We start from the raw sequence: 25,821 nt of genomic DNA on the forward strand, positions 1-25,821 counted from the left end.
CATCGGGCGATCAGGCCAATTGGTAATAGGCCCGAATATGTTCGCCCAGCCAGTCCATGAACAGCTGGACCCGGCGCGACAGATTGCGCCGGTGCGGATAGAGCAGCGACACCGGCATCGGCTCGGCCCGGTAGTCGGCCAGCACTTCCACCAGCCGGCCTTCGTCGAGCAGACGCTGTACACCGCTGCGCGGCACCTGGATGAGGCCGAGCCCGGCAAGACAGGCTTCGGTATAGGCCGTCGTACTGTTAACGGTCAGTGCGCCCGGCAGCTGTAGATGCCGGGTTTGGCCGTGCTCGCGGTATTCCCAGCGCGGCGCTGGATTGCCGAGATGTGCGACGTAGTGCACGACACAGTGGCCGTTGTCCAGATCGGCCGGCGTGGCCGGACTGCCGTGGCGTGCGAGATAGTCGGGGCTGGCACAGTTGATAATCGGCAGGTCGCCCAGGCGTCGGGCGATGAGCTGGGAATCGTGCACAGCGCCCACGCGCACGACACAGTCGAGCCCTTCGCGTACCAAGTCCGCCGGCCCGTCGCTGCAGGACAATTCCACTGCCAGGCGCGGATGCCGAGCCAGCAACTCGGGCAAACGCGGCACCACCAGATCGCGGGCCAGGGCATGGCTCATGTCCACCCGCAGGCGGCCGGCGATCTCGCCGCGCTCGGTATCGAACAGCGATTCGATCTCACCGAGATCGTCGAGCAGGTCGCGGCTACGTTCGAGCAGCGCATGGCCATCCTCGCTCAGGCTGACTTGGCGGGTCGTGCGATGCAGCAGCCGTGCCCCTAGATGATCCTCAAGCTGCTGTATTTGTCGCGATACCCGTGCCCGGGACAGACCGAGCTGCTCGGCGGCCGCGGCAAATCCACCGGCCTCGACCACCCGGACGAAGGTCTGCAAGGCCGCCACCCGATCGATCGCCATATCGTCAATAAAAACGCAACAGTGCATCAATCATAACGCCATTTATCTCCCTTAGTGGGGCCAATAATCTCTGTCGCAGGCTTAACAACAGAGATCGACGTGAGCAATATCATTCTCATCACCGGCGGCAGCCGCGGCCTCGGCCGAAGCGCGGCCCTACATCTGGCCGAACGCGGCCACGATGTCGTGATCACCTATCGTGCCCAGAAAGCCGACGCCGATGCGGTGGTCGCCGAAGTCGAGAGCAAAGGCCGCAAGGCAGTCGCCCTGGCCCTGGACGTAAGCGATTCGCACACCTTCGCCGAATTCGCGAACACCTTACGCAGCGTCCTGGCCAATCACTGGCAGCGCGAGACATTCGACGGCCTGCTCAACAATGCCGGCATGGCCCTGCACGAGCCGTTCGTCAGTACCACCGAAGCCCAGTTCGATGCCGTGATCGATGCCCATGTGAAGGGCCCGTACTTTCTGACCCAGCAGCTGCTCGGGCTGATCGCTGACGGCGGCGCCATTCTCAATGTGTCCAGCGGGCTGGCTCGTTTTTCGATGGCCGGCACGTCGGTCTACGGCGCGGCCAAGGGCGCGGTCGAAGTGTTGACGCGTTATCTGGCCACGGAGCTGGCCGAACGCCGGATCCGCGTGAACGTGATCGCGCCCGGGGCGATCGCCACCGATTTCGGCAACGGCCGCGTCCGCGACAATCCCGAGACCAACGCCTATGTGGCCTCGATCACGGCTCTCGGGCGTCCCGGCCAGCCCGACGAAATCGGCAGTGCCATGGCGATGCTGCTGTCGGAGGAGGCGCGCTGGATCAACGGCGAACGCATCGAGGCCTCGGGCGGCATGCGGCTTTGACTTGCAAGGACGCGGCCGGGCCGAAACCCGGCCGCGTTGTCATGCCTGATAAGAAGAGCACGCCGGCAGGTGGCGACGCAGGATCGTCGAACCCGGCCCGCATGGGATCGTCTTTCGCGAGGCGACAGGACGCCGCACGCCGGGAAGGCCGGTTCGTGCCCGCAGCGTCGCACCGGCTGGCCTGCTATGAGCACCACATCACGTAGGCCCCATCGTGACCAGTCTTCTGCTATCGATCGGCGCCGACCTATGGCTCGCTGGCGCTGCGGCCGGTCTGTTCGCAGCCGGACCGACGTTCGCAAGGCCTCTGGGCCAGCCGGCCCATCGCCGCGGCGGGCGGCCGGGCGTTGCAATGCACGACAGCCCGCGCAGGCCGTGCAGCGGGGCGCCGAAAATTTTTCCGAGAGGCAGCACGGTCAAACCCTTTGGCATCGTGGATGCCAGCCAGGAGGCGCTGGACCCGCGAATCGACTACGATGCCGGCGGCCTACTCGCTAGGAACCGGCCACAGATCGCGACCGGCATGACCCGCGGTGGGATCTGTCGCGGAACTCACGCAGCGCGAACACGCCGCTGCCAACCCCATACCGCCTAGCCCCGGCAGACCGGCCGCGGCAGCTCGTGGCGTACCCGCCTACGACGGCGACGCAGGCAGAGCGCTAAAAAACCGTTCTAAACGACCTACGAACCGGACGATCCGCCCGACTCGACCTCACCGAATACTCGGCACGACCTGATCCATATCTCCTGCTCGGCGACCTATCGAGCCCTGCACCGAAACAACGGCTGGCGGCCTGGATGTGGGCGTACCAGATCGGCGTACCTCGCCTACGGGCCCGGCTAGCCGAGGCTTGGCGGGGCGGCAACAAGGGTGGCGTGCGCTGGGAACCACACAGCCCACGCCACCGCGCTCGTTCAGCCGCCGGGGCGGCCCTCGCCGCTGCCTACACCACCGACACACGCCACATAACGCGAACGCGACCAGGCCGTAGCTGAAATCGGGCACATGGTCGCCGCGCCATTCAGCGCTGCGGTTTGCAACCTGTCGTCACGAGATAAGCGGTCACACCCGCTACAGCAGCTGGCCGGGCCGCCTACGGCGCCACGAAATCCTGCTCGCCGACGGATTCGGCCAGAAAATCCAGCAAGGCCCGCACAGCCGGCAACTGGCCACGGCGCGAGGCAAAGACAGCGTGCAGCAGTTTTTCTGGCGGCGCCCAGCCGGGCATCACATCGACCAGCCGACCGTCTGCCAGATCATCGCCGGCGAACAGCATCGGCAGCTGTACGATGCCGAGACCGTCGAGTGCGGCCTGGCGTAGCGTAGGCATGTCGTCGGTGACCAGCCGTGGCCGGTAGGCGAGATCACGGCCTGTGCCGCTCGCATCATGGAGCGTCCAGACATAGCGACCATCCGGCCGGCTTTCGCTGAGCGCCGGCCAATCGACCGTCGACGGCGGTGCGGCGCGCTCGCTCAGATGTTCGACGAGGCCGGGCGCGCCGACCAGCCGGTGCGGGCTGGCCGCGATCGCACGCATATTCAGATCGCTGTCGGGCAACGGCGTGGTGCGCACGCGTAGCGCCAGATCAAAGCCTTCCCGAACCGGATCGACCGGCCGGCCCACGGCTTCGATTTCCAAGTGCACTTCGGGATAGCGCGCTAGAAAGCGCGAAATCAACGGCGCCAGCCGTAGATACAACAACCCCGGCGGACAACTCAGGCGTACCGTGCCGCGCGGCTGGGCCTGGCTCTGTTCGACGGTCTCGAACGCCGAGCGCGCGGCATCGAGCATGCTGCGGCAGTGGACATGAAACGCCTGCCCGATCGGCGTAAGCGAGATGCCACGGGTATCGCGGTTGACCAGCCGCACGCCGAGTTTTTCCTCGAGCAGGGTGAGCCGTCGGCTGAGCTTGGATTTGGGTTGTTTCAGCGCCCGCGCCGCGGCCGAGAACCCGCCGTGTTCGACCACACTGGAAAAATAGAACAGATCGTCGAGATCCCGCATTTATCGTTCCAATAACAGAACGCCCTGTTGAGATTATGCCGGCTTCCGGCGAACGCGTCGCCCGCCTAATGTGCCTAGGAGGCGTCGTCACGAGACGCGCCCTAGAACCGCCGGCGCTGCCGGCCCCAAATCCACCACTTCATGCGAGGCCCGCTATGCTCGATTCGCTACTACACAAATCCTGGTTCGCCGACCCTCTCCTGCTCGCCGCACGTCTGCTGATCGCTGGGCTGTTCCTGCTTTTCGGCTGGGGCAAGTTGGTCGGCTTCGCCGGTACCGTCGCCTACATGCAACAGGCCGGCGCGCCGGTCCCGGCGCTCGCCGCCGCGATCGCAGCCCTCATGGAAGTGCCGGTGGCGCTGGCGATCGCGCTGGGCTTGGCCACCCGACCACTGGCCGTGCTGATGGCGATCTATACCTTCGGCACGGCACTCATCGGCCATCCGTACTGGCATATGACCGGCGCCGAGCAATACGCCAATGAAATCAACTTCTACAAAAACATCGCGATCATCGGCGGCCTGCTGGCGCTGTACGTCGCCGGGCCCGGCCGGTTCGCTATCGATACGTTGCTCCACCGCCGGTCCGCCCCGCAGAGCCATACCGCGCGGTCCAGCTGAGCCATCGCCCGGCCGGTGCAAGACGCCGCGCGGCCTCGGCGGCCGGGCCGTGTGGCACTACACAAAGCCGGCACATCGCCTAGGGCAGGTTGAGATCTCATGCGAGCCCACGCTATGGGCTATTTCCCTGCAGGCCGAGGCACCGCGAGGGCGGCGTAGTGGCGCTAAGTCAGTGAGCGGCAACGCAGCACTCGGACGACACTTCAACACGTCCTAAAATCCGCGGTATCGCTCTTTAATCGAGACGGAGTTCCCATGAAGCGTTCCATCGACATCGAATCCGCCGACGGCACGATCGACGCCCATATCTTCACCCCGGAAACCGCCGATGGCGCCTTACCGGCCGTGGTGCTGTTCACTGACATCGGCGGCCTGCGCCCCTGCTATCACGACAAAGCCCAGGCCGTAGCGGACGGCGGCTATGCGGTGCTCATGCCCAATATCTACTATCGGGACGTTGCCGGCCCAGCGGTGCCCGAGGGCAAGTCGTTCCGCGACGAAGATGTTCGGCCCACGCTGTTCGACTATGCCGGGCATCTTACGCCCGAAGCCCAGGCCCGGGATTTTCAGGCGCTGCTGTCGACCCTCGATGCCGAAGACGAGTTCGCCGCCGGCGCGGTCGGCGTGGTCGGCTACTGCATGACCGGAGCGTTCGCCCTGCGTATGGCGGCCTATCACCCGAATCGCGTAGCAGCCGCGGCTGGCTTTCATTCGGCGCGGCTCGCCGCTACCGACGACGCCGATAGCCCGCTGCATATCGTCGACCGGATTCAGGGCCGGGTCTTTCTTGGCCATGCTGACGGCGATCAGCTCATGCCGCCAGAGCAAATCGGCCGGCTCGACCAGGCCATGGCCGCTGCCGGCGTGGATTTCACGACCGAGCTGTTCAAGGGCGCGGCTCACGGCTATACCGCCAAGGATGCGCCGGTGTACAACTCCGCCGCGGACCAGCGCCATTACACGCGGCTTTTCACGCTGTTTTCGGAAACTCTGGGCTGAATACGACACCGAAATCGGGCGGTATGGCACATGCCGCCCGGCCGTTCGAGAGCGGACGAAAAAAATAGGTATTTTCGTTCTCGATTGGTATTAATATTCCCCGCATCGCGGCCGTTATTATCGCGCATTCGCTTTTATTCTCGTACGGTCTCGCTGAGGCAGGAATGACTCTCCTACTGGTCGTTGTTGGTGTTTTGGCGGCATTGGGCTTCGCATGGCTGCGACAACGGCGTGCGACCCGGCTCAAATTCATGCGCGCAGATGCGTCCAAGCTGTCTCATGACGACGCCCGCGAGCGCTATCAGGCGATCTGCCAACAGCTTGGCAACCGGATAGCCGATCCGCAGCAGCCGCTTTCGCACCGTGCCATCGACGCAAAGATCGAACAGGCGATGTTCTACTACGAGCGTATGATCGAGCTGGAAACCGGCCATGCCGGGCCCGCCGTGCGCCTGTCGATCCGGCCGACGCTGCGGCGCCTGCGCCGGGCGGCCACGGCGCCTCGCCTGCCCAAGGCCGGCAGCGCGCCGTTGGTTTAGACGAAGGCCTTCAGCCGGCCGCCGCGGCTTTCGATACCGTAGCCGGGCCAGCCACGGCGCAGGGCGCGGGCCGAGCCGCCGGACTCCGGTGGACGCCCGGGCTACGGTCGATATCGGTGTCTTCGGCATGCGCCGTAGTTTCGGCCCTTGGCCCTTGCTAGGGCGCGTTGTCGCGCGATGGGCCCTAGAGCGTGTGCCGCCCGGTTGATCCAGCGCGATAGCGATCTCGATCCGCAGGCGCTGGCAAGGCTTGCTGGCGTGGCCGGACGCACTGTCGGAGCCACCGGAAAGAACCTGCCCCGACTGCTGACGCCAGCCTCGCGCCAGCCCTTTCAGGCGGCGGCGCGAAACGATATTGATATCAATGCCATCGCTACCCGGGCCTTGTATAGATGAGATCGGCTTCGCGATAGCAGGCCCGTGCATGAATCCGATGCACGCGCACCAACGCTATGACGCCAGCGCAGGCGTCATACCCGACCGCAACGCGCTCGCAGGCCTGGATCGACGTATAGGACAAATCGAGCCGGGCCTGACGAAACCGAGGATCGCCCAGCGCCGCCAGGGCCTGGGCTGGCCGCCCAGGTGGCCGAAGGCGGGCTTTCATTCGGAATGGCGACGTGATTGCGAGCCCGAGGTCGGTAGTACCCGGCTGGTGGACGCCGAGCATACTCGACCGAGGACAGATCACAGGCGCCCCAAGGGCCACTACGGCTTCGCCGAGCGCAAGACCCGCGGGCGGGCGCTCAATCTCGGCGCCCGCCTTCGACGGCCATTACGACGGGTCTGATCATCGCCTGGATCGAGCCGAGCCGGCGGGGCGTCGCGTGTCGCCCGCTGCGTCGTCATCGGCCCGCCCGCGACGATCGGGCCATGGAGGCATGGCACAGGCGGTGTCGTCGGCTTCGCTAATCGTGCCGGATCAACCGCCCAACAATCGCTGGGCGCCGATACTCGCGGCGGCAGGAAATACTCTAGAATCGAGCCGATCATGCGTTGCCTGTGGAGAGACCGACATGCCCCAAAACTCCCCAACCCCGAGCTGCCGTGTCGTGCGCGCTGGCGAAACCGTGACCGGCAAGCAGGCGCTGGATTACAACGTCGGCATTTCGGCCGAGTCGGTCGGTGCCACCGGCATTCATATGCAGCTCGTAACGATCCCGCCGGGGGCCCGGGCCAAGGCGCACAAACACGAATCGCACGAGACCGCGATCTATGCGCTCAAAGGCGTGTCGCACTGCTACTACGGCGAGAACCTCGAGCATTGCGCGGTCGTCGAGCCGGGCGATTTTTTCTATATCCCTGCCAACGTGCCGCATCTGCCCTGCAATCCCAGTGACACCGAGACCGCGACCGCAGTGATTGCCCGTACAGACCCGAACGAACAGGAAAGCGTAGTGCTGATGCCCGAGCTGGATCGCGCCGTCGCGCTCTGATCGAACGGCGGCCCGCGCGAGCCGGCCCCCGGGCCTGCCCCGATGCGCGGTTTGCTGTGCTGTTGTAGCTTGGGCGCACCATTTGTCCAATCCCGGCCCCGCCCAAGCGGGTCAGCTATTGTTATGACCTCAATGCAACCGGCCAATGTGCATCAGCTGCGCATCGGCGATTTCGTGTTGACGACTCTGCTCGATGCCCAGATGGAAGCCAGCTTCGAGCTGTTCCAGAACCTTGACGAGACCGAAGCCAAACGCCTGCACCTCGAAAGCCGTCGGCCCACACCGCCGCGCATTACCTTAAATGTCTATCTGCTGGATACCGGTGAACGCAAGATCCTGATCGATACCGGCCTCGGCGGCCTGGCCGGGGATGCCGGGCCGTATTTGATGGCCAATCTCGAGGCCATCGGCATTGCTGCCGAAGATATCGATACGGTACTGATCACGCATATGCATCCGGACCATGCCGGCGGGTTGATCGATGCGAACGACAACCCGGCGTTTCCCAAGGCCACGGTGCTGGTGCCGGCCGGCGAGCTGGATTACTGGGGCGGCGAAATCCCCAACGATGTCTCGGATGCCCAGAAAGGCCAGTTCCAGGCGGCACATCGGGTCATCGCCGCGGTCGGCTCGCAGATGCAGCATCTGGAAGGCACCGACGTACTGCCGGGCATTACCCGCGTGCCGCTGCCGGGCCATACGCCGGACCATTCCGGCTATCGGATCGCTTCCGGCCACGACCGGATCCTGATCTGGACCGACATCGTGCACATGCCACAGATCCAGTTCCCGCGGCCGGATGCCTCGGTCGCCTTCGATACCGATCTCGACCAGGCCGCGGCCACCCGCCGCGAGATCATGGCCCAGGTTGCCGAATCCCAGGAACTGATCGCCGGCCATCATCTGGATTTCCCCGGCATCGGCTATGTGGTCGAAGACGGCGACGGTTTCCGCTTTCTGCCGCATGTGTGGCAACCGACCGTCTAACGGCTTAGATCGTTTTCTCGGATCGCGACGGCCGCCGTTTAGGGGCCGTCGCTGGCTTAGTCGCGGCCGCCGATCCTCTGGCGCAGCCGCATATGACAGGAGCAGCATATGAATATCGGATTCATCGGACTTGGCGCCATGGGGCGCGCTATGGCCCATAACCTGGTTGCTGCCGGTTTCGACGTGACCGTCTGGAACCGCAGCGCCGATAAATGCCAGCCACTGGTCGATGCCGGCGCCACCCAGGCCGACACACCAGCCGACTGTGCCCGAGCCGACGTATTGATCACCATGCTGGCCGACGACGACGCCCTGGCGGCGGTGATCGACGAGCACGATCTGATCACGGCCCTGGGCGACAACACCGTGCATGTGAATATGGCCACGGTCGCGGTCGAAACCGGCCGTACCATGGCCGCCCGCCATGCCGAAGCCGGCAAGGCCTATGTCGCCGCACCGGTACTCGGCCGGCCGGATCTGGCCGCAGCCGCCAAGCTCAACATTGTAGCCGCCGGGCCGGCGGCCGCGATCGAGACCGCGCGCCCGGCGTTGGAGACGATGGGCGCGAAGCTCTGGCCGGCCGGCGACGACGCCTTTCGCGCCAACGTCATCAAGCTGGCGACCAATACCATGCTGGTCTCGGCGGTCGAGACCATGGCCGAGGCCACGTCGATGAGCGCAGCCTATGGCATCGAACCGGGCGATTTCCTGGAGATCATCACCCACTCGGTGTTCGGCAGCCCAGCCTATCTAGGCTATGCGCCGGCCATGGAAAAACGCGATTACGACAACCCCGAAGGCTTCAAGCTCAAACTCGGCGCCAAGGACATCGATTTGGCCCTGCGCGCATCGCGGGCCCAGAACGTGCCGATGCCAATGGGGGCCGCCGCCCGCGAACGCTTGGCCGAGGCCATGGCGGCCGGCGACGGCGAGCTGGACCTGTCGGCCTTGGGCGAGGCAGCCCGCCGCAGCGCCCATCTCGACGACTAGGGCTCGGCTACTGCCTACGAGTACTGTCCCAGGTCGCCACGCTCGGCGCCTGCCCCCATGATCGATCCGTCATGGGCTGGCTTGCCCCTTGGTGGCCGGCCTGGGCTCGTGGGCTATTGCAACGGCCTGCAGGCCCTGCTTCGTTCGGCCGCGTTAGCAATCGCAGCCCGGGGCCTCGCGACAGGTCCATGTTTTCGGCCGTTCTAGCCGGCACGAATGTGGACAGCTGCGGGCCACGGGCTGGCCGCCCGCCGTCACAGCGCAGCCGCGCTTGCGCTCGGCCGATAGCCGCACCTCGTTCGACACGACTGCCCTAGGCAGCGATTCGTTGGCGGCCTGCGAAGCTCGGCCTGTTCGGAAGCCCTGCCTGATCGGCGGCTACACGGTGCCCAGCTGTGCCTGTCGTACGCTTCACGTGGGATACGCCCCCGAGCTGGCCTGCTATTTGCGATAATGCCAGCATCGACGCCCGACTTCGGCATGCGCTTGCCCGCGGTCGGGCGGCATTTGGCCGCTATGAGGTGTGTTGTCATGGATATCAGCAAATCCAGCCCGCTATCCCGCCTGTTTGGCGGCGGTTCGCCGTTCGAGGCGCTGTCTGAACATATCCGGCAGGTCGACCGTGGCGCGGATCTGCTCATCAACTTCTTTCGGGCCTGCTCCGAAGGGGATTGGGATCGCGCCCATAAGCTGTACAGCGAAATTTCGGACTGCGAACACACTGCCGACGATCTCAAGGACCGTATCCGGCTGAATCTGCCGAATACGCTGTTTTTGCCGATTTCCCGCTCCGACCTGCTCGAATTGATCGAGGCCCAAGACAAGATCATCAACAAGATCAAGGATATCGCTGGGCTGATGACGGGCCGGCGGATGCAATTCCCGGCCGCGCTACTGCCCTCGATCAACGACTATATCCAGGTCACGATCGATACCGTGCATCAGGCCCGCAAGGTGCTCGAGGAGCTCGACGAGCTGCTGGAATCCGGCTTCGGGCGCAATATCTCGGACGTGATCGAGGATATGGTGGTCGAGCTGGGCAAGCTGGAAAAACGCGCCGACGAAGAACAGGTCGCGATCCGGCATCGCCTGTTGGAACAGGAATCCGAACTGCCGCCGCTGGAAGTGATGTTCCTCTACCAAATCATCGATTGGATCGGCACGGTCTCCGACCGGGCCGAGCGCGTCGGCTCGCGTTTGCAGATCATGATGGCGCGCTGATCGTATGCCCTTGGCCGGCCCGCGGCGTGGCACTTCGTCCGAGCCGCCGCGGCCGGCCCAAACGCGCGGGCGCCGCCGGCAAGCCCGTGGCAGGCCGGGCCGACAGCGTCCCCGTTATCGGCCCAACGCCGACACCGCGCATTTGCCCGCCTGCCGCGGGTTAAGTCGCCGCCCGGCCTGGGGCCCACCGGGCGCTCGCAAGCACCCGTGTTTCGGGCCGCATACGGGGGGCACAGCACACCGTGCTGCATCGATAGTGCTGCCCCCAGGGACGATGAATAGATATCGACCGGCCCAAAACGCTACACTGCCCGCCCGCTAGCCCGTCGTGCGCTGCTAACGCCAAGGATATGCATGTCGATGATCGCCCAGCACGCTGAGCTGTACCTCGCTCTGGCGTGTCTATTCGGCTTTTTCATGGCGTGGGGGATCGGCGCCAATGACGTCGCCAACGCCATGGGGACTTCGGTCGGTTCCGGCGCAGTCAAGATCTGGCAGGCCGTGCTGATCGCTGGAACCTTCGAGTTTCTCGGCGCCTGGTTGGCCGGCGGTCAGGTCACCCAGACCATCAGCAAGGGGCTGATCCACCCCGATATATTTGCCTCCGACCCGCATATTCTGGCCACCGGCATGCTCGCTGCCTTGTTGGGGGCCGCGACTTTCCTGGTGTTTGCCTCGATGCGCGGCCTGCCGGTGTCAACCGGGCAGTCGATTATCGGCGGTATCCTCGGCTTCGCTTTGGTCGCGGCCGGGGTCGACCCGGTCAACTGGGGTGCGATCGTCTCGATCGTGCTGAGCTGGATCACGTCGCCGATCATCGCCGGCGCGATCGCCTTCGTGCTGTTCGAATCGATCCGTCGCCTGATCCTCAACCACGAGCATCCGGCCGAGGGCGCCCGGCTTTATACGCCCTACTACGTCTTTCTGGCTGCGTTCGTGATCTGTCTGGTCACGCTCGAAAAAGGCCTGTCCCATCTCGGACTGAACCTGTCGCTGGCCACCAGCATCGGCGGCGCGATCGCCCTTGGCGTGGTCGCCGCCGGCATCAGCAAGCTGCTGCTCAACCGCATCAAGCTGGCCCCGGAAAACGAGGCTGTAGACCGGTATCGCAACGTTGAGCGGGTATTCGGCTATGCCCAGATCTTCACCGCGGCGACCATGGCCTTCGCGCACGGCTCCAACGATGTCGCCAACGCCATCGGGCCGGTCGCGGCGGTGGTCAACGTGGTAGAAAACCCACAGCAGATCGGCGGCCAGTCAGAGCTGGCGGGCTGGGTGCTGCTGCTGGGCGGTGCTGGCATCGTGTTCGGCCTGGCGACCTATGGCTATCGGGTCATGCGCACGATCGGCGCCGGGATTACCGAGCTCACCCCAACCCGAGGATTTTCCGCCGAGCTATCGGCTGCGACCACGGTCGTGCTGGCCACCTGGTTCGGGATTCCGGTCTCGACCACCCAGACCCTGGTCGGCGCGGTGCTCGGTGTGGGCCTGGCCCGCGGCATGCGTGCACTGGATCTATCGGTACTGGGCAGCGTGGTCACCGGCTGGCTACTGACCGTGCCTGGGGCGGCCGTATTCGCAGCGGTTTATTACTTCGTACTGCGCGCTGTGATCGGCTAGAGCGCCAGATCGCCCGTCTGCAAGACCGGCCAATACGCTTGGCCCGGCGCCCCCGCCTGCACGGCCGGGCCGGCCATACGATCTGGCCCGAAGCACCGGCCTCGCGGCCATTCAGCCCTTGCGGCAGCTCGCTGCCTTGCCTACGGCATACACAGCTCAGGCATGGCTCAAAAAACGGCCGCTGGGTCGTACGAGCGCCGCGCAAGGCGCCCCTGGCCTATACGGCCCAACCGCCGCTTGATGGCATGCAGCGCCCGGCTGCTCGCAGTGGATTGATCTGGCGTCGGCGGCCCGAACGTTTTGCCCCGCGGCGATCGCCATCCGAAGATACGGCAGAGCGCGGCCAACGCCTTTGGCCGGACGCCGGCCCAACCACTGCCCTAGCTCGCCCCGGCTGCCAGCGACTCGAGCTGGGCCAACAGCTCGGCGCCAAGCACGATGCCAGCCTCGGCCTTGATCCGGCGCTGTGCCTGGCGTCGGGCGCCAGGCAGGCGCACCCCCGGCTCGGCGGTGATCTGGGCCAGCAGAGCTTCCAGACTCGGGCCGAAATCGCGGCCGCCCAACCGCTCGGGATCGATCAGGATGAAGCTTTGCCCCAGATCGGGCGGGCCACCACTCGCATCGAACAAGGAACTGGCCCCGGCCGAGGCACTGCTGCCGGTCAGCGCTGCCGCCAGGATCTCGACCACTAACGCCAACGCCGCGCCTTTGGCGCCCCCCATCGGCTGCATCGTGCCCGCCAACGCGGCCTGCGCGTCGGTGGTCGGCTGACCGTCGGCATCCAGGGCCCAGCCTTCCGGGATCGCCTCGCCCCGCTGGGCTGCGAACATGACATGACCGCGGGCAACTACCGCCACCGATAGATCGACGACCAACGGGGCCGCCTGCTCGCGCGGTGCAGCAAAAGCCAGCGGATTGGTGCCATAGGCCGGCCGGCGACCGCCCCAGGCCGCGATCGAGGCCGGCGCGTTGGCAAACGCCAGGCCGATCTGGCCCTGCTCGGCAATCCGTTCCACGTGATGACCCAAAACGCCGGCATGATGCGAATGCGCGATCGCCAACGCACAACAGCCGGTTTCGGCTGCCCGGGGTACGGCTTCGGCCAGCCCGGTATCGATCGCGGTATAGGCAAATCCATAGCCGGCATCGACCGTGACCGCACTGGGCGCGCACCGCGTGACCACCGGCTCGGCCCGGCCGTCGACCTTGCCGGCCGCCACCTGCGCTGCATAGGCAGCCACCCGCGCCAGCCCGTGGCTGGGCAAGCCATCCAGTTCGGCAGCGATCAATGCCGCGGCCACACGCTCGGCTTGGTCATCGCCAGCGCCGGCGGCGCTCAGGGCATCCCGGGCCAATGCCTGGGCCGCCGCGACGGTTAGGGTTCGATTCGAGCTCACGCCGTTGCATCCGTTGGCCAAATCGCTGCTCGATTCGAGCAGGCTCGACCCGCAATGTAACAGCCGTACATAGATCGGCCCTGACGCGCCCTATACGCCACGCCCCGGCGCCGCGCGATAGCCGCCCGAATTCGACGCCGTGCCCCACGGTCTGTGCCGCCCGCTCAGGAACATAAGATGCGCAGCGTCATACGACAGGCGGCATGAACGCACGATCACAGGCATGGGGCGTCGCTATTGTGGTTCCGGGTCGTCGTCGAAATCGATATCGTCGGCACGCTTGGCCACGTTGTCGGCCACGAAGGCACCGCGCTCGCCCATCGGCTGATTGCCGCTGATGGTCGTGTCCTCAGCGGTCTGGAATTCGAGCTGGGCGTTGACCTCGCCGCCGACCAGCATGATCAGGACCGTGATGTAGAGCCAGGTCAGCACTACGACCACGGCGCCGAGCGACCCATAAGTTGCGGAATACGACTGTGAAAACGCCACGTATAACGAAAACGCCAACGATCCGATCACCCAGAACACGGTGACCAGCGTGGCACCGACCAGCACCCAGCGCCATTTGGGGCGGGTACGATCCGGTGCGAACCGATATAACCCAGCGATACCGAGCATGAGCAGCAGCGCCCCGCCCCCCAGGCCGAGACCACGCGCGATCGCCACGAACCAGTCGCCCAGGCCGAGCGCCGCTGCCGCCACCGGCACGCCGGCTGCGAGTATCGCCACCCCGATCAGGCCGACGATGATCGCCATGGTCAACCCGAGCGAGACCAGCGTCGTCACGACGAAATTGCGGGATTCCTTTTCCGCATAGACTACGTTCAATGCGGTCATGAGCGCGGTCGTGCCCTTGCGTGCGCTCCACAGAGCCAGCGCCAGGGTCACGAGCGCCGCGATACCGAGCGAACCGGTCGGCCGGTTCGTGATCTGGGTCATCTGGCCGGTGATGGTGTTGACCACGTCCGAAGGCATTAGCCCGGACAGCCCCTGCATCTGCTGGACCACGGTCTGGGGATCCTGGAACAGACCGTAGATCGATACAAACGCCGCGATACCGGGAAAAATCGCCAGCAGGCCGTAAAACGACACCCCGGCCGCTATAATCGACAAGTTGTTGTCGCTGAACGCATGAAAGACGCGCAGCAGAATGTCTTTCCAACCCAGCAGCGGAATATGGGCCGGTGTACGCGCAGTCCGACCGCGCCCGTCTTCGCGGATCGACTCTCCCCGCTTCATGCGATAGGCGTTACGACGAAACACCATGTTCTTCGGCCGTGATACTCGTCATTCGAGTATACGCACTTATCGGATTTACGATGCGCCGCGGGCTCTTCCTGCTCGATGCGCGGCGGGCCGTGAGGCACGGGGCGCGTCCTCGTCCCAGTCGAGCTCGTGATAGCGGGCGACGTCGTCCCCGAAAAACGGAAACTTGATGATGTCGAAATACGGCGAATGGTCGAAATCGCGCGGCGTGATCAGGCGCCCGTTGCGCCGATGGAACACCATTTCGCCGTTGCCGCCGCGGTGGATGGTCGGCAGGATCGGATAACGTACGCTGGCAAAGGCATTGGCCAGAAGCGTCGAACAGATCGCCCGGATATTGTCACCGTGGCCGGCTTCGAACAGGGTCGAACGCCAACGTCTGGGCAGGATGCCGTAAGGCAGGAAAAATCGCAGCAGATCGGCGATCTGGCGCATGTCGTAAGGCGTGCCAAGCCGTTCGCAGGCATAGGCGATCACCGCAGCGCGATCGGTCTCGGCCAGATCCCGCGGCCGACAAATGCGCAGGTGTTCGCCGCGATAGCGGGCCAAAGTCGACAGACAGACGCCACGACCCATTTCGGCTTCGACCAGCATCGGCGTTTCTCTGGGCCAACCGCCGAGTTCGCTACGCTGCCGGGCGCCTTCGTGTTCGAGTTCTGAGATCCGGCCGATATACAGCGCCGCATGGCTCCAGGAGCTTAGGGTCACGCTTTGGATGACCCCCGAGGCCCGGGTCCGGCCTTCGACCAGGACCACATCGCCGGGGCGCAGATGCTCGCACAGCCGCTCGAAGTCGGTTCGCGGCGCGCCCCGTGGCTGTACATCGGTGGCCAACCAGTCACCAAACCGGCGCACCAGACGGTATCGCCAGCTGGAGAACCCATCCTGATCGACAGCGCTCATGGCATTGAGTCTAGGCCGTGCCGCGGTTTCGTGCGAGCCCGGTCTCTCCACCGCGATCGGCGGGCCCGCACAGGCCATGCGTTTGGCTGCCACCCGCCATTTCGCACTAGCGCCTGCGGCTATAAGAAACGCCATCGCATGACACCCGCCCATCGGGTCGGGCAAGGCGCAGGCTGCCAAGCGTGGCGAGGACCCAACGGTCAAGGCATGCAAAGCCGCGGGACGATGGACGGGCATCACCCACAGGGCCCGTGCCCCTCTGAGGCGGCCATCCGCCGTTATCGTTCGCTCACGTGGCCGAGCCACGCCACGCTCACGAGACTTTGGCTTGCCACGTCAGGTGGCGCGGGTGCGGTGGTGTATCTCATAGCGACACGCCCTACGATCCGGCCTGTTTTTCATGCCGATCCGTGCCCGCCCGTGTCGGGCGACACAGCACCAGTAAAGCCTGGATCGGCATATAGCCGCTGGGCTATCGGACCGCGATCCAGACTCGAAGCGCATCAGCCCGCCCGCCGGTCGGGCTCGTGCCATCGATTCGCATGCCGATTCCTGGCTCAGCCCCCGACTCGCCGGCCTGCGACTGCCCCCGATCACGGCAGTGCTGCAGAGACGAATATTCGTCTGTCCCGCATTTGATCACGCCTGTCGGCTCGCCCGCGTTGTCCAGCGCTGTGCGCCAAGCGTTTAGAATTTCGACGGCGGTTGATGTAGAATCCAATCTTCGCAGCGCCCGTTCCGGGCACCGCGATCATCCACGAAACGCAGCGAACGTCGGTTGCGCGCCCATCCGCGGCAGCGCCGTTTGGGTTGCGGCAACATAAAGAGAGACCCGGTGGCCCGGCCACGCACGATTGAACGTTCCAGCCTGGTACTCAGCCTACTTGCCGTGGGCGTGGGTATTGCTGCGGGCTATGGCGCAGGCATTTTCCGTGCCTTGATCGGGCTGTTCCACAACCTCGCTTTCGCCGGCGAGTTCTCTTTTGTCTACGACGCCAATCAACATACCGCAGCCAGCCCCTTGGGGCCCTGGATCATCGCGGTACCGATGATCGGCGCACTGATCGTGACCTGGCTGGTCAAAAACTTCGCACCTGAGGCCAAGGGCCATGGCGTCCCTGAGGTGATCGACGCGATCTACTATCGCGGCGGCATCATCCGTCCTTCGGTGGCTGCGACCAAGGCGGTGGCCTCGTCGGTCTCGATCGCCACCGGCGGCGCAGTCGGCCGCGAAGGCCCAATCATCCAGATTGGCTCGGCGCTGGGTTCGTCTCTCGGTCAGCTCGTGATGTTGCGCGAATGGCAGCGCAATACGCTGATTGCCTCGGGGGCAGCCGCCGGAATCACCGCGACCTTCAACGCCCCGCTCGGCGGGCTGCTGTTCGCGATCGAAATCATCCTGCCCGAGACCTCCGGGCGCACGCTGATCCCGGTACTGCTATCGACCGGCGCTGCGGCCTTCGTCGGTCAGAGCCTGTTCGGTAACAACCCCTCGTTCAATATTCCCGAGCTCGGCAACAACGGGCTAGTGCTCAATTCGCCGCAGCTGGTGGCGACCTATGTGATCTTCGGGGTCCTACTCGGCCTAGCCGCCTGGCTGTTCACGCGCAGCATCTACTGGTTCGAGGAAGGCTGCGCCAAGCTGCCGGTCAACGACTATGTCCGCCACGTCGCCGGCATGGGTCTCGTCGGCGTGATGATGTATGCCTTCATGGCCTACGGCGGCCACTACTACGTCGAAGGGGTCGGCTACGCCACGATCCAGAATATCCTGGAAAACACGCTCACCAACCCCTGGCTGTTGTTGCTGTTGTTCGGCGCCAAGCTACTGGCGACCTCGCTGACGCTGGGCTCGGGCGCTTCGGGCGGCGTGTTCTCGCCGGCGCTGTATCTGGGCGCGACCCTGGGCGGGGCATTCGCGGTGGCCATGCAGCACCTGGCGCCAGGCTTCCATCTGGATGTCGCGACCATGGCGGTGCTCGGCATGGCCGGCGTGGTGGCCGGCTCGACCGGGGCAGCCCTGACGGCGCTGGTGATCATCTTCGAGATGACCCGGGATTATCATGTGATCATTCCGATGGTGATCATCGTCTCGATCGCCTACGGCGTCCGCCAGTTCCTGATGGCCGACACCATCTATACCTTCAAGCTGACCCGGCGCAACCATCCAGTGCCGGCGTCGCTGGAAACCAATCTGTTCATGCTCCGCAAGGCCTCGGATTTCTACGATCCACGCGTCGTGCGGGTCGGTAGCACCCGCGGCATGGCCGAGGTCCGACGGCGCTTTCGGCGCTTCGGCCGCCAGCATCCGAACGTGCTGGTGCTGGATGCCGAACAGAACATCCAGGCGATCTTTTCTTCACGGCGTCATTATCGTCTCAAGGGGCGCGGCGGCATCGGCATCCGGTCCTGGGTCGATGAACATATGGAAACCGACTACATCGTGGTCGGCGCCGAAGACATGATCTTCGATATCGTCGGCCGCCTGCGTGCAGCTGACTGCGAGGTCGCACTGGTCACCGCCGACGGCAATATGACCCATCCGCGACAGGTCCAGGGCGTGCTCACCCTCTCCGACGTAGCGCGCTCGTCGCGCCTGGCGCGACAGATGGAACGCCGGCGCAAGCCGCGCTCGCTCAAGCCGACGACACCCGCACGCAGCGACAAGCCGGCCTCGACTGGCCCGGCCCCTACGCCGGCCGAAGACGACGCCTGAGCTAGCAGCTGTCACGCCCTTCGTTGGCTCTGACTCAGCGCGCCAGCGCGCGCCCAAACGGTCGCAATTCCTGGATATGGTCGCAGGTGACCTTACACACCAGCAGCAAGGGCACCGCCATGAGCATGCCCGCCACGCCCCATAGCCAGCCCCAGAAGAACAGTGCCACGAATACCATCAACGGACTCATTGCGAAGCGATGGCCGTGGATCAGTGGGGTAATGAAATTGCCTTCGAGCACGTTGAGCGCGAACACTGCCAAAGGTGCCATGACCACATGCGACAACGTATCGAAGGTCACGAAAGACGCCAGCGTGATCAACCCCAGCGATATCGCTGCACCAATATACGGGGCGAAGTTGAATACCCCCACGACCACCCCCCAGAGCACCGGGTCGGCCAGGCCGATCAGCCACAGCACCAGGCTGGCGATGGCCCCCAGCGAGATATTGATTAGAGTCACGGTAGCCAGATAGCGGCTGATATCGGCCTGCAGATGACGCACGATGCGTACTGCATTGGATCGACTACGGGCCGAGGGCATCAACAGCATCAACTGCTTGAACAGCGAACCGTGGCTGGCCAGCATGAAATACAGCATGATCAGCGTCATCACCAAAATGCTGCCCGTCCATTGCAGATTGGTGACGATGCGCGAGCGCAGTCCCTTGTCGTTGATCTGGACGGTCTGCTCGCTGGCCTTGCCGATCAGCTTGGTCGCAGCCTGTTTGAGCTCTTTCGTGCTCTCGTTCATGTTCTGGATCTGCTGCTGCAGTTCGCTGGTCTTGTGATCGAACGAGGAAAACGCCTGGGGCGCACGATTGATCCAGTACTCGGCCGGCCCGGTCAGCATATAGATCCCGTAGCCAGCCACCGCACCGAAGCTGGCAATGATTAGAAACGCCGACAGACTACGCGGCACATGCCGGCGCTGGGCCCAGGTCACCAGCGGTCCGAGCAGCATATTGAGCAGCAGGGCCAGGGCGATCGGGATACAGACAAAGCGAGCGAAGTACAGGGTATAACCCAGCGCCAGAATCAACAGCGCCGACAGTACGATCGAGCGTACGCTCAAGGGGCGCGAAAACAGCTGCAGGGTGGGTTGCTCGGATACCTCGTCCGAGGTCGTCATGGGTTGCGACATTCACTCTCCCTTGCGATGTCTGCGCTTATACAGCTCAAAATACCCGCCGGCCCGGGCGGGCGCCACGGTTGACTTGTGCCACCGCTGCGCCAAAGGCTAGATTGCGGCTTTAAACCCGGCCCTGCCCGTCATGACCCAGACCGTTCTGATCTTTTCCAACAGCCTACCCGAAGACCAGAAAGCCCGACTGGCCGAGCGCTACGACTTGGCCGACTTTTCAGGCTATGCCGATCCGGCCAGCGCCCCAGGCTTCGACGACGCCCTGGCCAAGGCTCAGGGGGCGATCGGCGTGTACATGCCCTGGTCCGCCGATCTGATCGAGCGCGCCGCGCGTCTCAAAGTGCTGTCGAGCGTGTCCGTTGGTGTCGACAATTATGACGTAGCCGCTCTGAACGCGCGCGATATCGCCCTAGGGCATACCCCCGATGTACTGACCGACACCACAGCTGATACCGCCATGACCCTGCTGCTGGCCACCGCCCGACGGGTGGTGGAACTGGCCGAGTGGGTACGGGCCGGCCAGTGGACAGCCCCGGTCGGCCGCGACCAGTTCGGCGTGGATGTTCACCATAAACGGTTGGGGCTGGTCGGCATGGGCCGGATCGGCGCGGCGATCGCCCGCCGCGCGGCCTTTGGTTTCGGCATGGAAGTGGTCTACCACAACCGTTCACGCAAACCGGATACCGAGGCCGAAATCGGCATGCGCTATGTCGATTTCGATACCCTGCTGGCCGAATCGGATTTCGTCTGTGCCGTCGTGCCGGGTACCGAGGACACAGAGCATATGTTCAATGCCGACGCCTTCGAGCGGATGTCGCCGGATGCGATCTTCATCAATATCGCCCGCGGCTCGGTAGTCGACGAAAACGCGCTGGTAGCTGCCCTCGACGCCGGCGGGATCCGCGCGGCCGGGCTGGATGTGTTCCAAAACGAACCGGTCAGCCCGGATCATCCGCTGATCGGGCGTAACGATGTCGTGGCCCTGCCGCATGTGGGCTCGGCAACCTTCGATACCCGCCACGACATGGCCCGGCTGGCCGTGGATAATCTGATCGCTGGCTTAGAAGGCACACCAATGCCGGCCTGCTACAACGCAGCTGATATCGAGCGCTGATCGGCGCGCCGTCTTCGCCCGCGGTCAATATGCCCCTGCTGGCAAGGCAGGGGAACGTCTGGTACCACCGGGCGACCGGCGGCTGCGGCTGCGTTTGTTGACGACGTTTGTCCGCCGACCGACGCCGCTTTTCCGCCGATCAAGAGCAGACAAACCGAGCGGCCGCTTATCCAATCAGGGGCTGGGCGGTTTCGAGTGCATCCGATACTGATTTGCGCTCGCGTTCGATACCGGCGACATGCCCTGAATCAATCGAGCTGATCGGTATGAACCGACATAAACCGCGTCGATCTGCAGACAAAAAAGCCCCGATGACACTCATCGGGGCTCGGGCCGCGGCTGAGTCGCCAGGCGCTAGCTGGCCAGCGCCGTCAGGCCGCCGCGCTGGCCGGTGTCGTCGGTCTCGCGCGACAGGTTGATACCGCTGATGATGGCCTTCATCGAAGCCGATAGGGTATCGGCGTCCTCGGCCACAGCCGGGATGCGGACAGTACCGGATTTCAATTGCACGAAGGCAATGGCATCGGCATCCGAGCCAGTCGACAGGGCGTGCTCGGCGTAGTCAGCGATCGCGATTTCGCTGCCCGTGTATGCATTCCAAGCGTTCACGAAAGCCGACAACGGCCCGTTACCTTCACCTTCGAGAGTGAACTCGGCTCCGTCCTCCGCCAGGGTGACCGAGACCTTCTGGCCTTCGCCGGCCCGGCGTACGCTGTAGTCGACTAGCGAGATCGGCGCCTGGCGATCGAAGTGCGCGAACAACAGATTGCGAATCTCGGGCGAGCCCAGTTCGCCGGTAATCTTTTCGCTTTCACCCTGCACATGCGGAGCCAGTGCCAGCATCATCCAGCGCGGCAGGTTGATGCCGTAATCGCGCTCCAGCAAGAAGGCCATACCGCCCTTGCCGGACTGGCTGTTCACCCGGATGACGGCTTGATAGTCGCGGCCGATATCGCGCGGATCGATCGGCAGATAAGCCACCTGCCAGGGTTCGTCATCCCCCTGCTTGCGCAGCGATTTTCGGATCGCATCCTGATGGCTACCAGAAAATGCAGTGTAGACCAGCTCTCCAACCCAGGGGTGGCGCGGATGTAACGGAATGCCGGTGCACTCGTGTACCACCTTGATGATCTCGTCCGGATCGGACAGATCCAACTCCGGGTCCACGCCCATGCCGTAGAGATTCATCGCCAGTACCACGATGTCCATATTGCCGGTGCGCTCGCCGTTGCCCAGCAGACAGCCTTCGACACGCTCGGCGCCGGCCAGCATCGCCAACTCGGCCGCAGCCAACGCACCACCGCGATCGTTATGGGTATGCACCGATACGATCACCGAATCGCGGTTTTTTACATGCTGGCAGAAATACTCGATCTGGTCGGCATGGTGATGCGGGCCGACCTGCTCGACGGTATTGGGCAGGTTGAAGATGATCCGATCGTCCGGCGTCGGCCCCCAGACGTCCATTACCGCTTCGCAGATGCGTACCGCAAAGTCGGTTTCGGTCTGGGAGAAGCTCTCTGGCGAGTATTCCAGGCGCCAGTGCACGCCGGGCCGGCTTTGCGCGTTTTCCTTGACCCGCTTGGTGCCAGCCACGGCGATATCGATAATGCCCTGCTGATCCATCTCGAACACCCGCTCGCGCTGGATGGTCGAAGTCGAGTTATAGAGATGAATGATCGCCCGGGACACGCCTTCCAGCGACTCGAAGGTCTTGTCGATCAGGTGATCACGGCACTGGGTCAGCGCGGCGATGGTCACGTCTTCCGGGATCTGATCTTCTTCGATCAACCAGCGCACGAAGTCGTAGTCGTGCTGACTGGCCGAGGGAAAGCCGATCATCACCTCCTTAATGCCGATATCCATCAGCAACCGCCACATCTTCTGTTTCTGCTCGACCGTCATCGGCTCGAGCAGCGCCTGATTGCCGTCGCGCAGATCCTCGCTGACCCAGATTGGGGCCTGGGTGATCTCGCGATCGGGCCAGGTGCGGGAGAAACCGGTCACCCGTGCCGCCGGTTTGTATTTGCGATGGTCGAATCGAGACATGGTGTTACTCCGTCGAATACGAACGCCGGCTCTATGGGCCGCGATGGGGTCCATGATACGCGCTTAACTACCGCAGATGATTGCCAAGGCTGGCGCCAGATCGCACCCGCGCGCTAGATTATTGCTTCAGAAAAGCGATTATTGAAATAAAATACCTATACCATGGCCGATAACCGCAATAGCGAATTTCCCGACCGTTTCGATCGTCGGATTCTAGAAATCCTCCAGACCGAAGGTCGAATCAGTAATCAGGCTTTGGCCGAGCGGGTCAATCTCTCCCCTTCGCCTTGCCTGAGACGGGTGCGCGCCCTCGAGGCTGCCGGCTTGATTACCGGCTACCGGGCTACGGTCGACGACCGCAAGCTCGGCTATGGGTTGAACGTGGTCTTGATGATCTCGATGGACCAGCACACGCCGGAACGCTTCGAACAGTTCGAGGCGCGGGTCGCCGAGCTGCCGGAGGTCCAGGAATGTCTATTAATCACCGGCCAGGAAGCCGAATACCTACTGCGTATTTCAGTGGTCGACATGGACGATTATCAACGCCTGCTGCTGCAGCACATCACCCGTATTCCCGGCGTATCCGGGGTGCATTCGAGCTTCGTGCTACGGCGCGTACTCCACGATCGGGTCCTGCCACCACGATAAAACGGCGCCGATTCCCTATCTCCTTGCTTGCCAAACCATGCCGCGACACCCGACCACACGGCAAAGCAAGGCCCAAACGGGCCCGCGACAGGCGCGTTCAGCCGGCCAAATCAAATGGCTGCGGCCGTTCGGCAACGGGCACGGCAAGCTTCGGGGTGCGCCAATGTGCCAGCGATCGGCCGGTTAGCCGCTCCAACTCGCTGATCTCCAGATCGAGCATCGCCAGCAGATCGGCTTCGAGCTCGGCATCGACCCGCGGCCGGGCCGCGAAGCTGCGATGACGATTATCGACCAGGCGCCACCACAGCCCCGGCACGAAGCGCTGGATGGCCTGATACAGCAGCCCCGGGTCGTCGTACTTGATATGGGGCTTCTGTTCGGCAATCGAATCGTTGGCGTGAATTGATTCCCGGCCGAAACCTGCCGCATCGAGCGCGAGGAAATCTGCCAACCGATCGATCACCGTGTCTTTGTGCTGGACCAGATCTTCCAGAAACAGGATCTCGACCTGATCGCGCCCGAATGCATCGATGAACGGACGGATTTGGCTGGCATACTGGGTCGTGACCAGAATGTTGGCATCTTTTTTCAGTTCCGAGCGCAAATCTGGCTCATCGCTGTAGCCCCGCTCGAACAGATGCATATACGCCGAAACCATGCGCTCGACCGGATGCCGCACGATATACAACATCTTCATATCGGGATTGTGCGCATGCAGCGCTTCCCAGGTGCGATTGTTCACCCAGGGCGAGAAGGTATAGCTCGTCGAGGCATCGAGCGTTAGCCGGTGCTGCCAGTCACCGAATAGGCCTCGATAGCTATCCAGGCTCGGCCGCTGCTCGAGCGCCAAGCTGAAATAATGCGGCTCCTTCGGCGTACAACCGGCAATCCGCGGATGGGTACACAAGATATAGAATAACGTCGTCGTGCCGCATTTCTGTGCACCGACGATCGCGATATCCAGCTTGAACTCCATGATGCACCCCGCCTGTCAGCGACGAATCACGACTGCCCCCAAGTCACCAACTGAACGGCTGTCGCCTGTGCCCGGCGCCACGATCCCAGGGCAATAGTCGAAAGCTGTACAACAACGACGATATGCCGGTTTACGCAGAAAAGGAATATCTGGCCTTGGGGGTGGCTCACACGATATGACCTAAGCCGCTCGGCAGGGCTGCGATGGCTCGACCGGCCCTGGGCCAAACAATCCCGAGCCTGGGCAACACAGCCACCTGGACTGGCCCGGGCATATCGGCAAACAGCAGCGAGCGCCTGTTCGGCAGCCTGCCGTCGATGCGCCTGCGGGCATCTGTCTTCAGCTTCCATTTATACAGACGAGTGCTAAATTCAAGCTTGGGCCGCAACCGGCCGATGCGCGCTGCACCGCAGTTTTGCACTTTACGGAGAATAAACATGCACAAGACAACGCTTGGCCTGCTGCTGATTCTGGCTGCCAGCACGGTGCTAGCCGGCTGCAACACCGTTGCCGGCGCCGGCAAGGACATCAAAAACGCCGGAGAAGGCATCCAGAACAGCGCCGAAAAACATACGCCGGAAGGCGACGAATAGACGTCTGTTCATAGACCGCCGTTCTGCCCTAGAACGAAAGCCGCCGACGAACTACGCGTTTGGTTAGGGCTGCTCGGCGAACGCCAGCCCGTCCAATAGCGCGGTCAGCCGCTTGAAGGCCTTTTGTCGGGTCATTGGCGGCGTTGGGTGGTCGGGATAGACCCCGGGGTTGCTGCCGTCGACGATCAGATCGAGCGCATAGCAGTGGCCGCGGGCCACGCCGCGATAGGCATGCCGCGCGAGGAAATGATTCATCGCGGCATCCGCCGTATCGCGGCGCTTGAAGGCCACGCCGTCGATCACGATCGATGCGTCAGGCCCTGCCTGCCCTTCCTCGGGCAGGCGGCATTCGTCGAGCGCCTGACGATCATCACTCGCCCCAAGGCGTAGCTGGGCGGTCATGAGCTTGTTCGAGCCCGGCAGGGTCAGCGTCAATAGCCCTTCGCCAGGTACACCGGCCTGGGCATCCGGGTTCCAGCGTCGATCGAGGAAATAGCCAGCCTGAAACCCCTGCCTCGCGGTCAGATCCGCGGGGTAGACCATGTGCACGTCATAAGGCGGACTCGAGAATGCTGATGCGGCCACGCCAGTCTCGGTCGCCCGATGCGCACAGCCCGCCACGACCAAGGCCATCGCGATCGCCGCTAGCGCGGCGCCGCCAAGGCTTCCAAGTCGGCGGTGTTCGCCCGTCCACGCTTGATTTCGAGTCACAACGCCCCAGCAGGTGCCCTCGCGTTACAAGATGCATTGAGCATACACCGGGTATTTTCTGTATCCTGCACAGATTCGTCTATCGCCTAACTGCCGCCCGGAGCAT

The 25,821-nt window shown here is 63.8% G+C and carries 22 protein-coding genes; 13 read left to right on the top strand and 9 right to left on the bottom strand.

All coding sequences use genetic code 11. The features are described from left to right. Positions 1-10: 10 nt before the first annotated feature. Positions 11-919, bottom strand: a complete 909-nt coding sequence (locus V5738_RS17315) for a LysR substrate-binding domain-containing protein (RefSeq protein WP_423824204.1) — start codon at positions 917-919, stop codon at positions 11-13. A gap of 105 nt (positions 920-1,024) precedes the next feature. Between V5738_RS17315 and V5738_RS17320 the strand changes: the two genes are divergently transcribed. Beyond that, on the top strand, positions 1,025-1,780 hold the full coding sequence (locus V5738_RS17320) for an SDR family NAD(P)-dependent oxidoreductase (RefSeq protein ID WP_423822066.1): 756 nt from the start codon (positions 1,025-1,027) through the stop codon (positions 1,778-1,780). Between the two features lie 1,094 nt (positions 1,781-2,874). Here V5738_RS17320 and V5738_RS17325 read toward each other — a convergent pair. Further along, the gene (locus tag V5738_RS17325; protein WP_423822067.1) at positions 2,875-3,786 is read right to left on the bottom strand and encodes a LysR substrate-binding domain-containing protein; all 912 of its coding nucleotides are present in this window, start codon (positions 3,784-3,786) and stop codon (positions 2,875-2,877) included. Positions 3,787-3,941: 155 nt separating this feature from the next. On the opposite strand from V5738_RS17325, the gene V5738_RS17330 reads away from it, so the two are divergent. The 8 genes from V5738_RS17330 (at position 3,942) to V5738_RS17365 (ending at position 12,198) form a co-directional block, all read left to right on the top strand. Continuing rightward, positions 3,942-4,406, top strand: coding sequence for a DoxX family protein (locus V5738_RS17330; RefSeq protein WP_423822068.1), 465 nt, complete (start codon positions 3,942-3,944; stop codon positions 4,404-4,406). A 255-nt stretch (positions 4,407-4,661) separates the two neighbouring features. Continuing rightward, positions 4,662-5,405, top strand: a complete 744-nt coding sequence (locus V5738_RS17335; RefSeq protein WP_423822069.1) for a dienelactone hydrolase family protein — start codon at positions 4,662-4,664, stop codon at positions 5,403-5,405. Positions 5,406-5,569: 164 nt separating this feature from the next. Beyond that, entirely contained in the window at positions 5,570-5,944 is a 375-nt protein-coding gene (locus V5738_RS17340) for a hypothetical protein (protein ID WP_423822070.1), read from the top strand. A gap of 1,016 nt (positions 5,945-6,960) precedes the next feature. Next, positions 6,961-7,380 (top strand): cupin domain-containing protein, encoded by a 420-nt coding sequence (locus V5738_RS17345; protein WP_423822071.1) that lies wholly within the window; start codon positions 6,961-6,963, stop codon positions 7,378-7,380. A gap of 123 nt (positions 7,381-7,503) precedes the next feature. Further along, positions 7,504-8,367, top strand: a complete 864-nt coding sequence (locus V5738_RS17350; RefSeq protein ID WP_423822072.1) for an MBL fold metallo-hydrolase — start codon at positions 7,504-7,506, stop codon at positions 8,365-8,367. A gap of 108 nt (positions 8,368-8,475) precedes the next feature. Beyond that, complete coding sequence (locus V5738_RS17355) at positions 8,476-9,357, top strand: NAD(P)-dependent oxidoreductase (protein WP_423822073.1); 882 nt, start codon at positions 8,476-8,478, stop codon at positions 9,355-9,357. A gap of 537 nt (positions 9,358-9,894) precedes the next feature. Continuing rightward, positions 9,895-10,578, top strand: coding sequence for a TIGR00153 family protein (locus V5738_RS17360; protein ID WP_423824205.1), 684 nt, complete (start codon positions 9,895-9,897; stop codon positions 10,576-10,578). Positions 10,579-10,932: 354 nt separating this feature from the next. Next, positions 10,933-12,198: an inorganic phosphate transporter gene (locus V5738_RS17365; protein WP_423822074.1), complete on the top strand. Its 1,266-nt coding sequence runs from the start codon at positions 10,933-10,935 to the stop codon at positions 12,196-12,198. Positions 12,199-12,578: 380 nt separating this feature from the next. On the opposite strand, the gene V5738_RS17370 is transcribed toward V5738_RS17365, so the two are convergent. The 3 genes from V5738_RS17370 to V5738_RS17380 all read right to left on the bottom strand — a co-directional run bounded on the left by V5738_RS17370 (position 12,579) and on the right by V5738_RS17380 (position 15,764). Further along, positions 12,579-13,595, bottom strand: a complete 1,017-nt coding sequence (locus V5738_RS17370; RefSeq protein ID WP_423822075.1) for an Ldh family oxidoreductase — start codon at positions 13,593-13,595, stop codon at positions 12,579-12,581. A gap of 234 nt (positions 13,596-13,829) precedes the next feature. After that, on the bottom strand, positions 13,830-14,834 hold the full coding sequence (locus V5738_RS17375; protein ID WP_423822077.1) for a YihY/virulence factor BrkB family protein: 1,005 nt from the start codon (positions 14,832-14,834) through the stop codon (positions 13,830-13,832). 75 nt (positions 14,835-14,909) lie between these two features. After that, positions 14,910-15,764 (bottom strand): YiiX/YebB-like N1pC/P60 family cysteine hydrolase, encoded by an 855-nt coding sequence (locus tag V5738_RS17380; RefSeq protein ID WP_423822078.1) that lies wholly within the window; start codon positions 15,762-15,764, stop codon positions 14,910-14,912. An 835-nt stretch (positions 15,765-16,599) separates the two neighbouring features. Between V5738_RS17380 and V5738_RS17385 the strand changes: the two genes are divergently transcribed. Continuing rightward, positions 16,600-18,480, top strand: a complete 1,881-nt coding sequence (locus V5738_RS17385) for a chloride channel protein (RefSeq protein ID WP_423822079.1) — start codon at positions 16,600-16,602, stop codon at positions 18,478-18,480. Between the two features lie 34 nt (positions 18,481-18,514). Here the strand turns inward: V5738_RS17385 and V5738_RS17390 are convergent, their stop codons facing one another. Next, on the bottom strand, positions 18,515-19,624 hold the full coding sequence (locus V5738_RS17390; protein WP_423822080.1) for an AI-2E family transporter: 1,110 nt from the start codon (positions 19,622-19,624) through the stop codon (positions 18,515-18,517). Between the two features lie 130 nt (positions 19,625-19,754). On the opposite strand from V5738_RS17390, the gene V5738_RS17395 reads away from it, so the two are divergent. Continuing rightward, positions 19,755-20,738, top strand: a complete 984-nt coding sequence (locus V5738_RS17395; RefSeq protein ID WP_423822081.1) for a 2-hydroxyacid dehydrogenase — start codon at positions 19,755-19,757, stop codon at positions 20,736-20,738. A gap of 354 nt (positions 20,739-21,092) precedes the next feature. Here the strand turns inward: V5738_RS17395 and V5738_RS17400 are convergent, their stop codons facing one another. Continuing rightward, positions 21,093-22,787 (bottom strand): 2-isopropylmalate synthase, encoded by a 1,695-nt coding sequence (locus tag V5738_RS17400; RefSeq protein WP_423822082.1) that lies wholly within the window; start codon positions 22,785-22,787, stop codon positions 21,093-21,095. Between the two features lie 162 nt (positions 22,788-22,949). On the opposite strand from V5738_RS17400, the gene V5738_RS17405 reads away from it, so the two are divergent. Beyond that, positions 22,950-23,435, top strand: coding sequence for an Lrp/AsnC family transcriptional regulator (locus V5738_RS17405; protein ID WP_423822083.1), 486 nt, complete (start codon positions 22,950-22,952; stop codon positions 23,433-23,435). A 97-nt stretch (positions 23,436-23,532) separates the two neighbouring features. On the opposite strand, the gene V5738_RS17410 is transcribed toward V5738_RS17405, so the two are convergent. Further along, positions 23,533-24,411: a sulfotransferase family protein gene (locus V5738_RS17410; protein WP_423822084.1), complete on the bottom strand. Its 879-nt coding sequence runs from the start codon at positions 24,409-24,411 to the stop codon at positions 23,533-23,535. 437 nt (positions 24,412-24,848) lie between these two features. Between V5738_RS17410 and V5738_RS17415 the strand changes: the two genes are divergently transcribed. Continuing rightward, complete coding sequence (locus V5738_RS17415; RefSeq protein WP_423822085.1) at positions 24,849-25,004, top strand: entericidin A/B family lipoprotein; 156 nt, start codon at positions 24,849-24,851, stop codon at positions 25,002-25,004. A gap of 63 nt (positions 25,005-25,067) precedes the next feature. Here the strand turns inward: V5738_RS17415 and V5738_RS17420 are convergent, their stop codons facing one another. Continuing rightward, a complete protein-coding gene (locus tag V5738_RS17420; RefSeq protein ID WP_423822086.1) occupies positions 25,068-25,547 on the bottom strand; it encodes a hypothetical protein in 480 nt (159 codons plus the stop codon). Positions 25,548-25,821: the final 274 nt, after the last annotated feature.

This window comes from Salinisphaera sp. SPP-AMP-43 (assembly GCF_049568105.1).
GTDB lineage: Bacteria > Pseudomonadota > Gammaproteobacteria > Nevskiales > Salinisphaeraceae > Salinisphaera.

Bases quoted from the DNA above. Each gene is read 5' to 3' on its own strand.
- V5738_RS17380 (WP_423822078.1), bottom strand. From the start codon at position 15,764: ATGAGCGCTGTCGATCAGGATGGGTTCTCCAGCTGGCGATACCGTCTG.
- V5738_RS17345 (WP_423822071.1), top strand. From the start codon at position 6,961: ATGCCCCAAAACTCCCCAACCCCGAGCTGCCGTGTCGTGCGCGCTGGC.
- V5738_RS17325 (WP_423822067.1), bottom strand. From the start codon at position 3,786: ATGCGGGATCTCGACGATCTGTTCTATTTTTCCAGTGTGGTCGAACAC.
- V5738_RS17420 (WP_423822086.1), bottom strand. From the start codon at position 25,547: ATGGTCTACCCCGCGGATCTGACCGCGAGGCAGGGGTTTCAGGCTGGC.
- V5738_RS17330 (WP_423822068.1), top strand. From the start codon at position 3,942: ATGCTCGATTCGCTACTACACAAATCCTGGTTCGCCGACCCTCTCCTG.
- V5738_RS17375 (WP_423822077.1), bottom strand. From the start codon at position 14,834: ATGAAGCGGGGAGAGTCGATCCGCGAAGACGGGCGCGGTCGGACTGCG.
- V5738_RS17405 (WP_423822083.1), top strand. From the start codon at position 22,950: ATGGCCGATAACCGCAATAGCGAATTTCCCGACCGTTTCGATCGTCGG.
- V5738_RS17400 (WP_423822082.1), bottom strand. From the start codon at position 22,787: ATGTCTCGATTCGACCATCGCAAATACAAACCGGCGGCACGGGTGACC.
- V5738_RS17410 (WP_423822084.1), bottom strand. From the start codon at position 24,411: ATGGAGTTCAAGCTGGATATCGCGATCGTCGGTGCACAGAAATGCGGC.
- V5738_RS17395 (WP_423822081.1), top strand. From the start codon at position 19,755: ATGACCCAGACCGTTCTGATCTTTTCCAACAGCCTACCCGAAGACCAG.
- V5738_RS17335 (WP_423822069.1), top strand. From the start codon at position 4,662: ATGAAGCGTTCCATCGACATCGAATCCGCCGACGGCACGATCGACGCC.
- V5738_RS17355 (WP_423822073.1), top strand. From the start codon at position 8,476: ATGAATATCGGATTCATCGGACTTGGCGCCATGGGGCGCGCTATGGCC.
- V5738_RS17390 (WP_423822080.1), bottom strand. From the start codon at position 19,624: ATGTCGCAACCCATGACGACCTCGGACGAGGTATCCGAGCAACCCACC.
- V5738_RS17365 (WP_423822074.1), top strand. From the start codon at position 10,933: ATGTCGATGATCGCCCAGCACGCTGAGCTGTACCTCGCTCTGGCGTGT.
- V5738_RS17415 (WP_423822085.1), top strand. From the start codon at position 24,849: ATGCACAAGACAACGCTTGGCCTGCTGCTGATTCTGGCTGCCAGCACG.
- V5738_RS17340 (WP_423822070.1), top strand. From the start codon at position 5,570: ATGACTCTCCTACTGGTCGTTGTTGGTGTTTTGGCGGCATTGGGCTTC.
- V5738_RS17350 (WP_423822072.1), top strand. From the start codon at position 7,504: ATGACCTCAATGCAACCGGCCAATGTGCATCAGCTGCGCATCGGCGAT.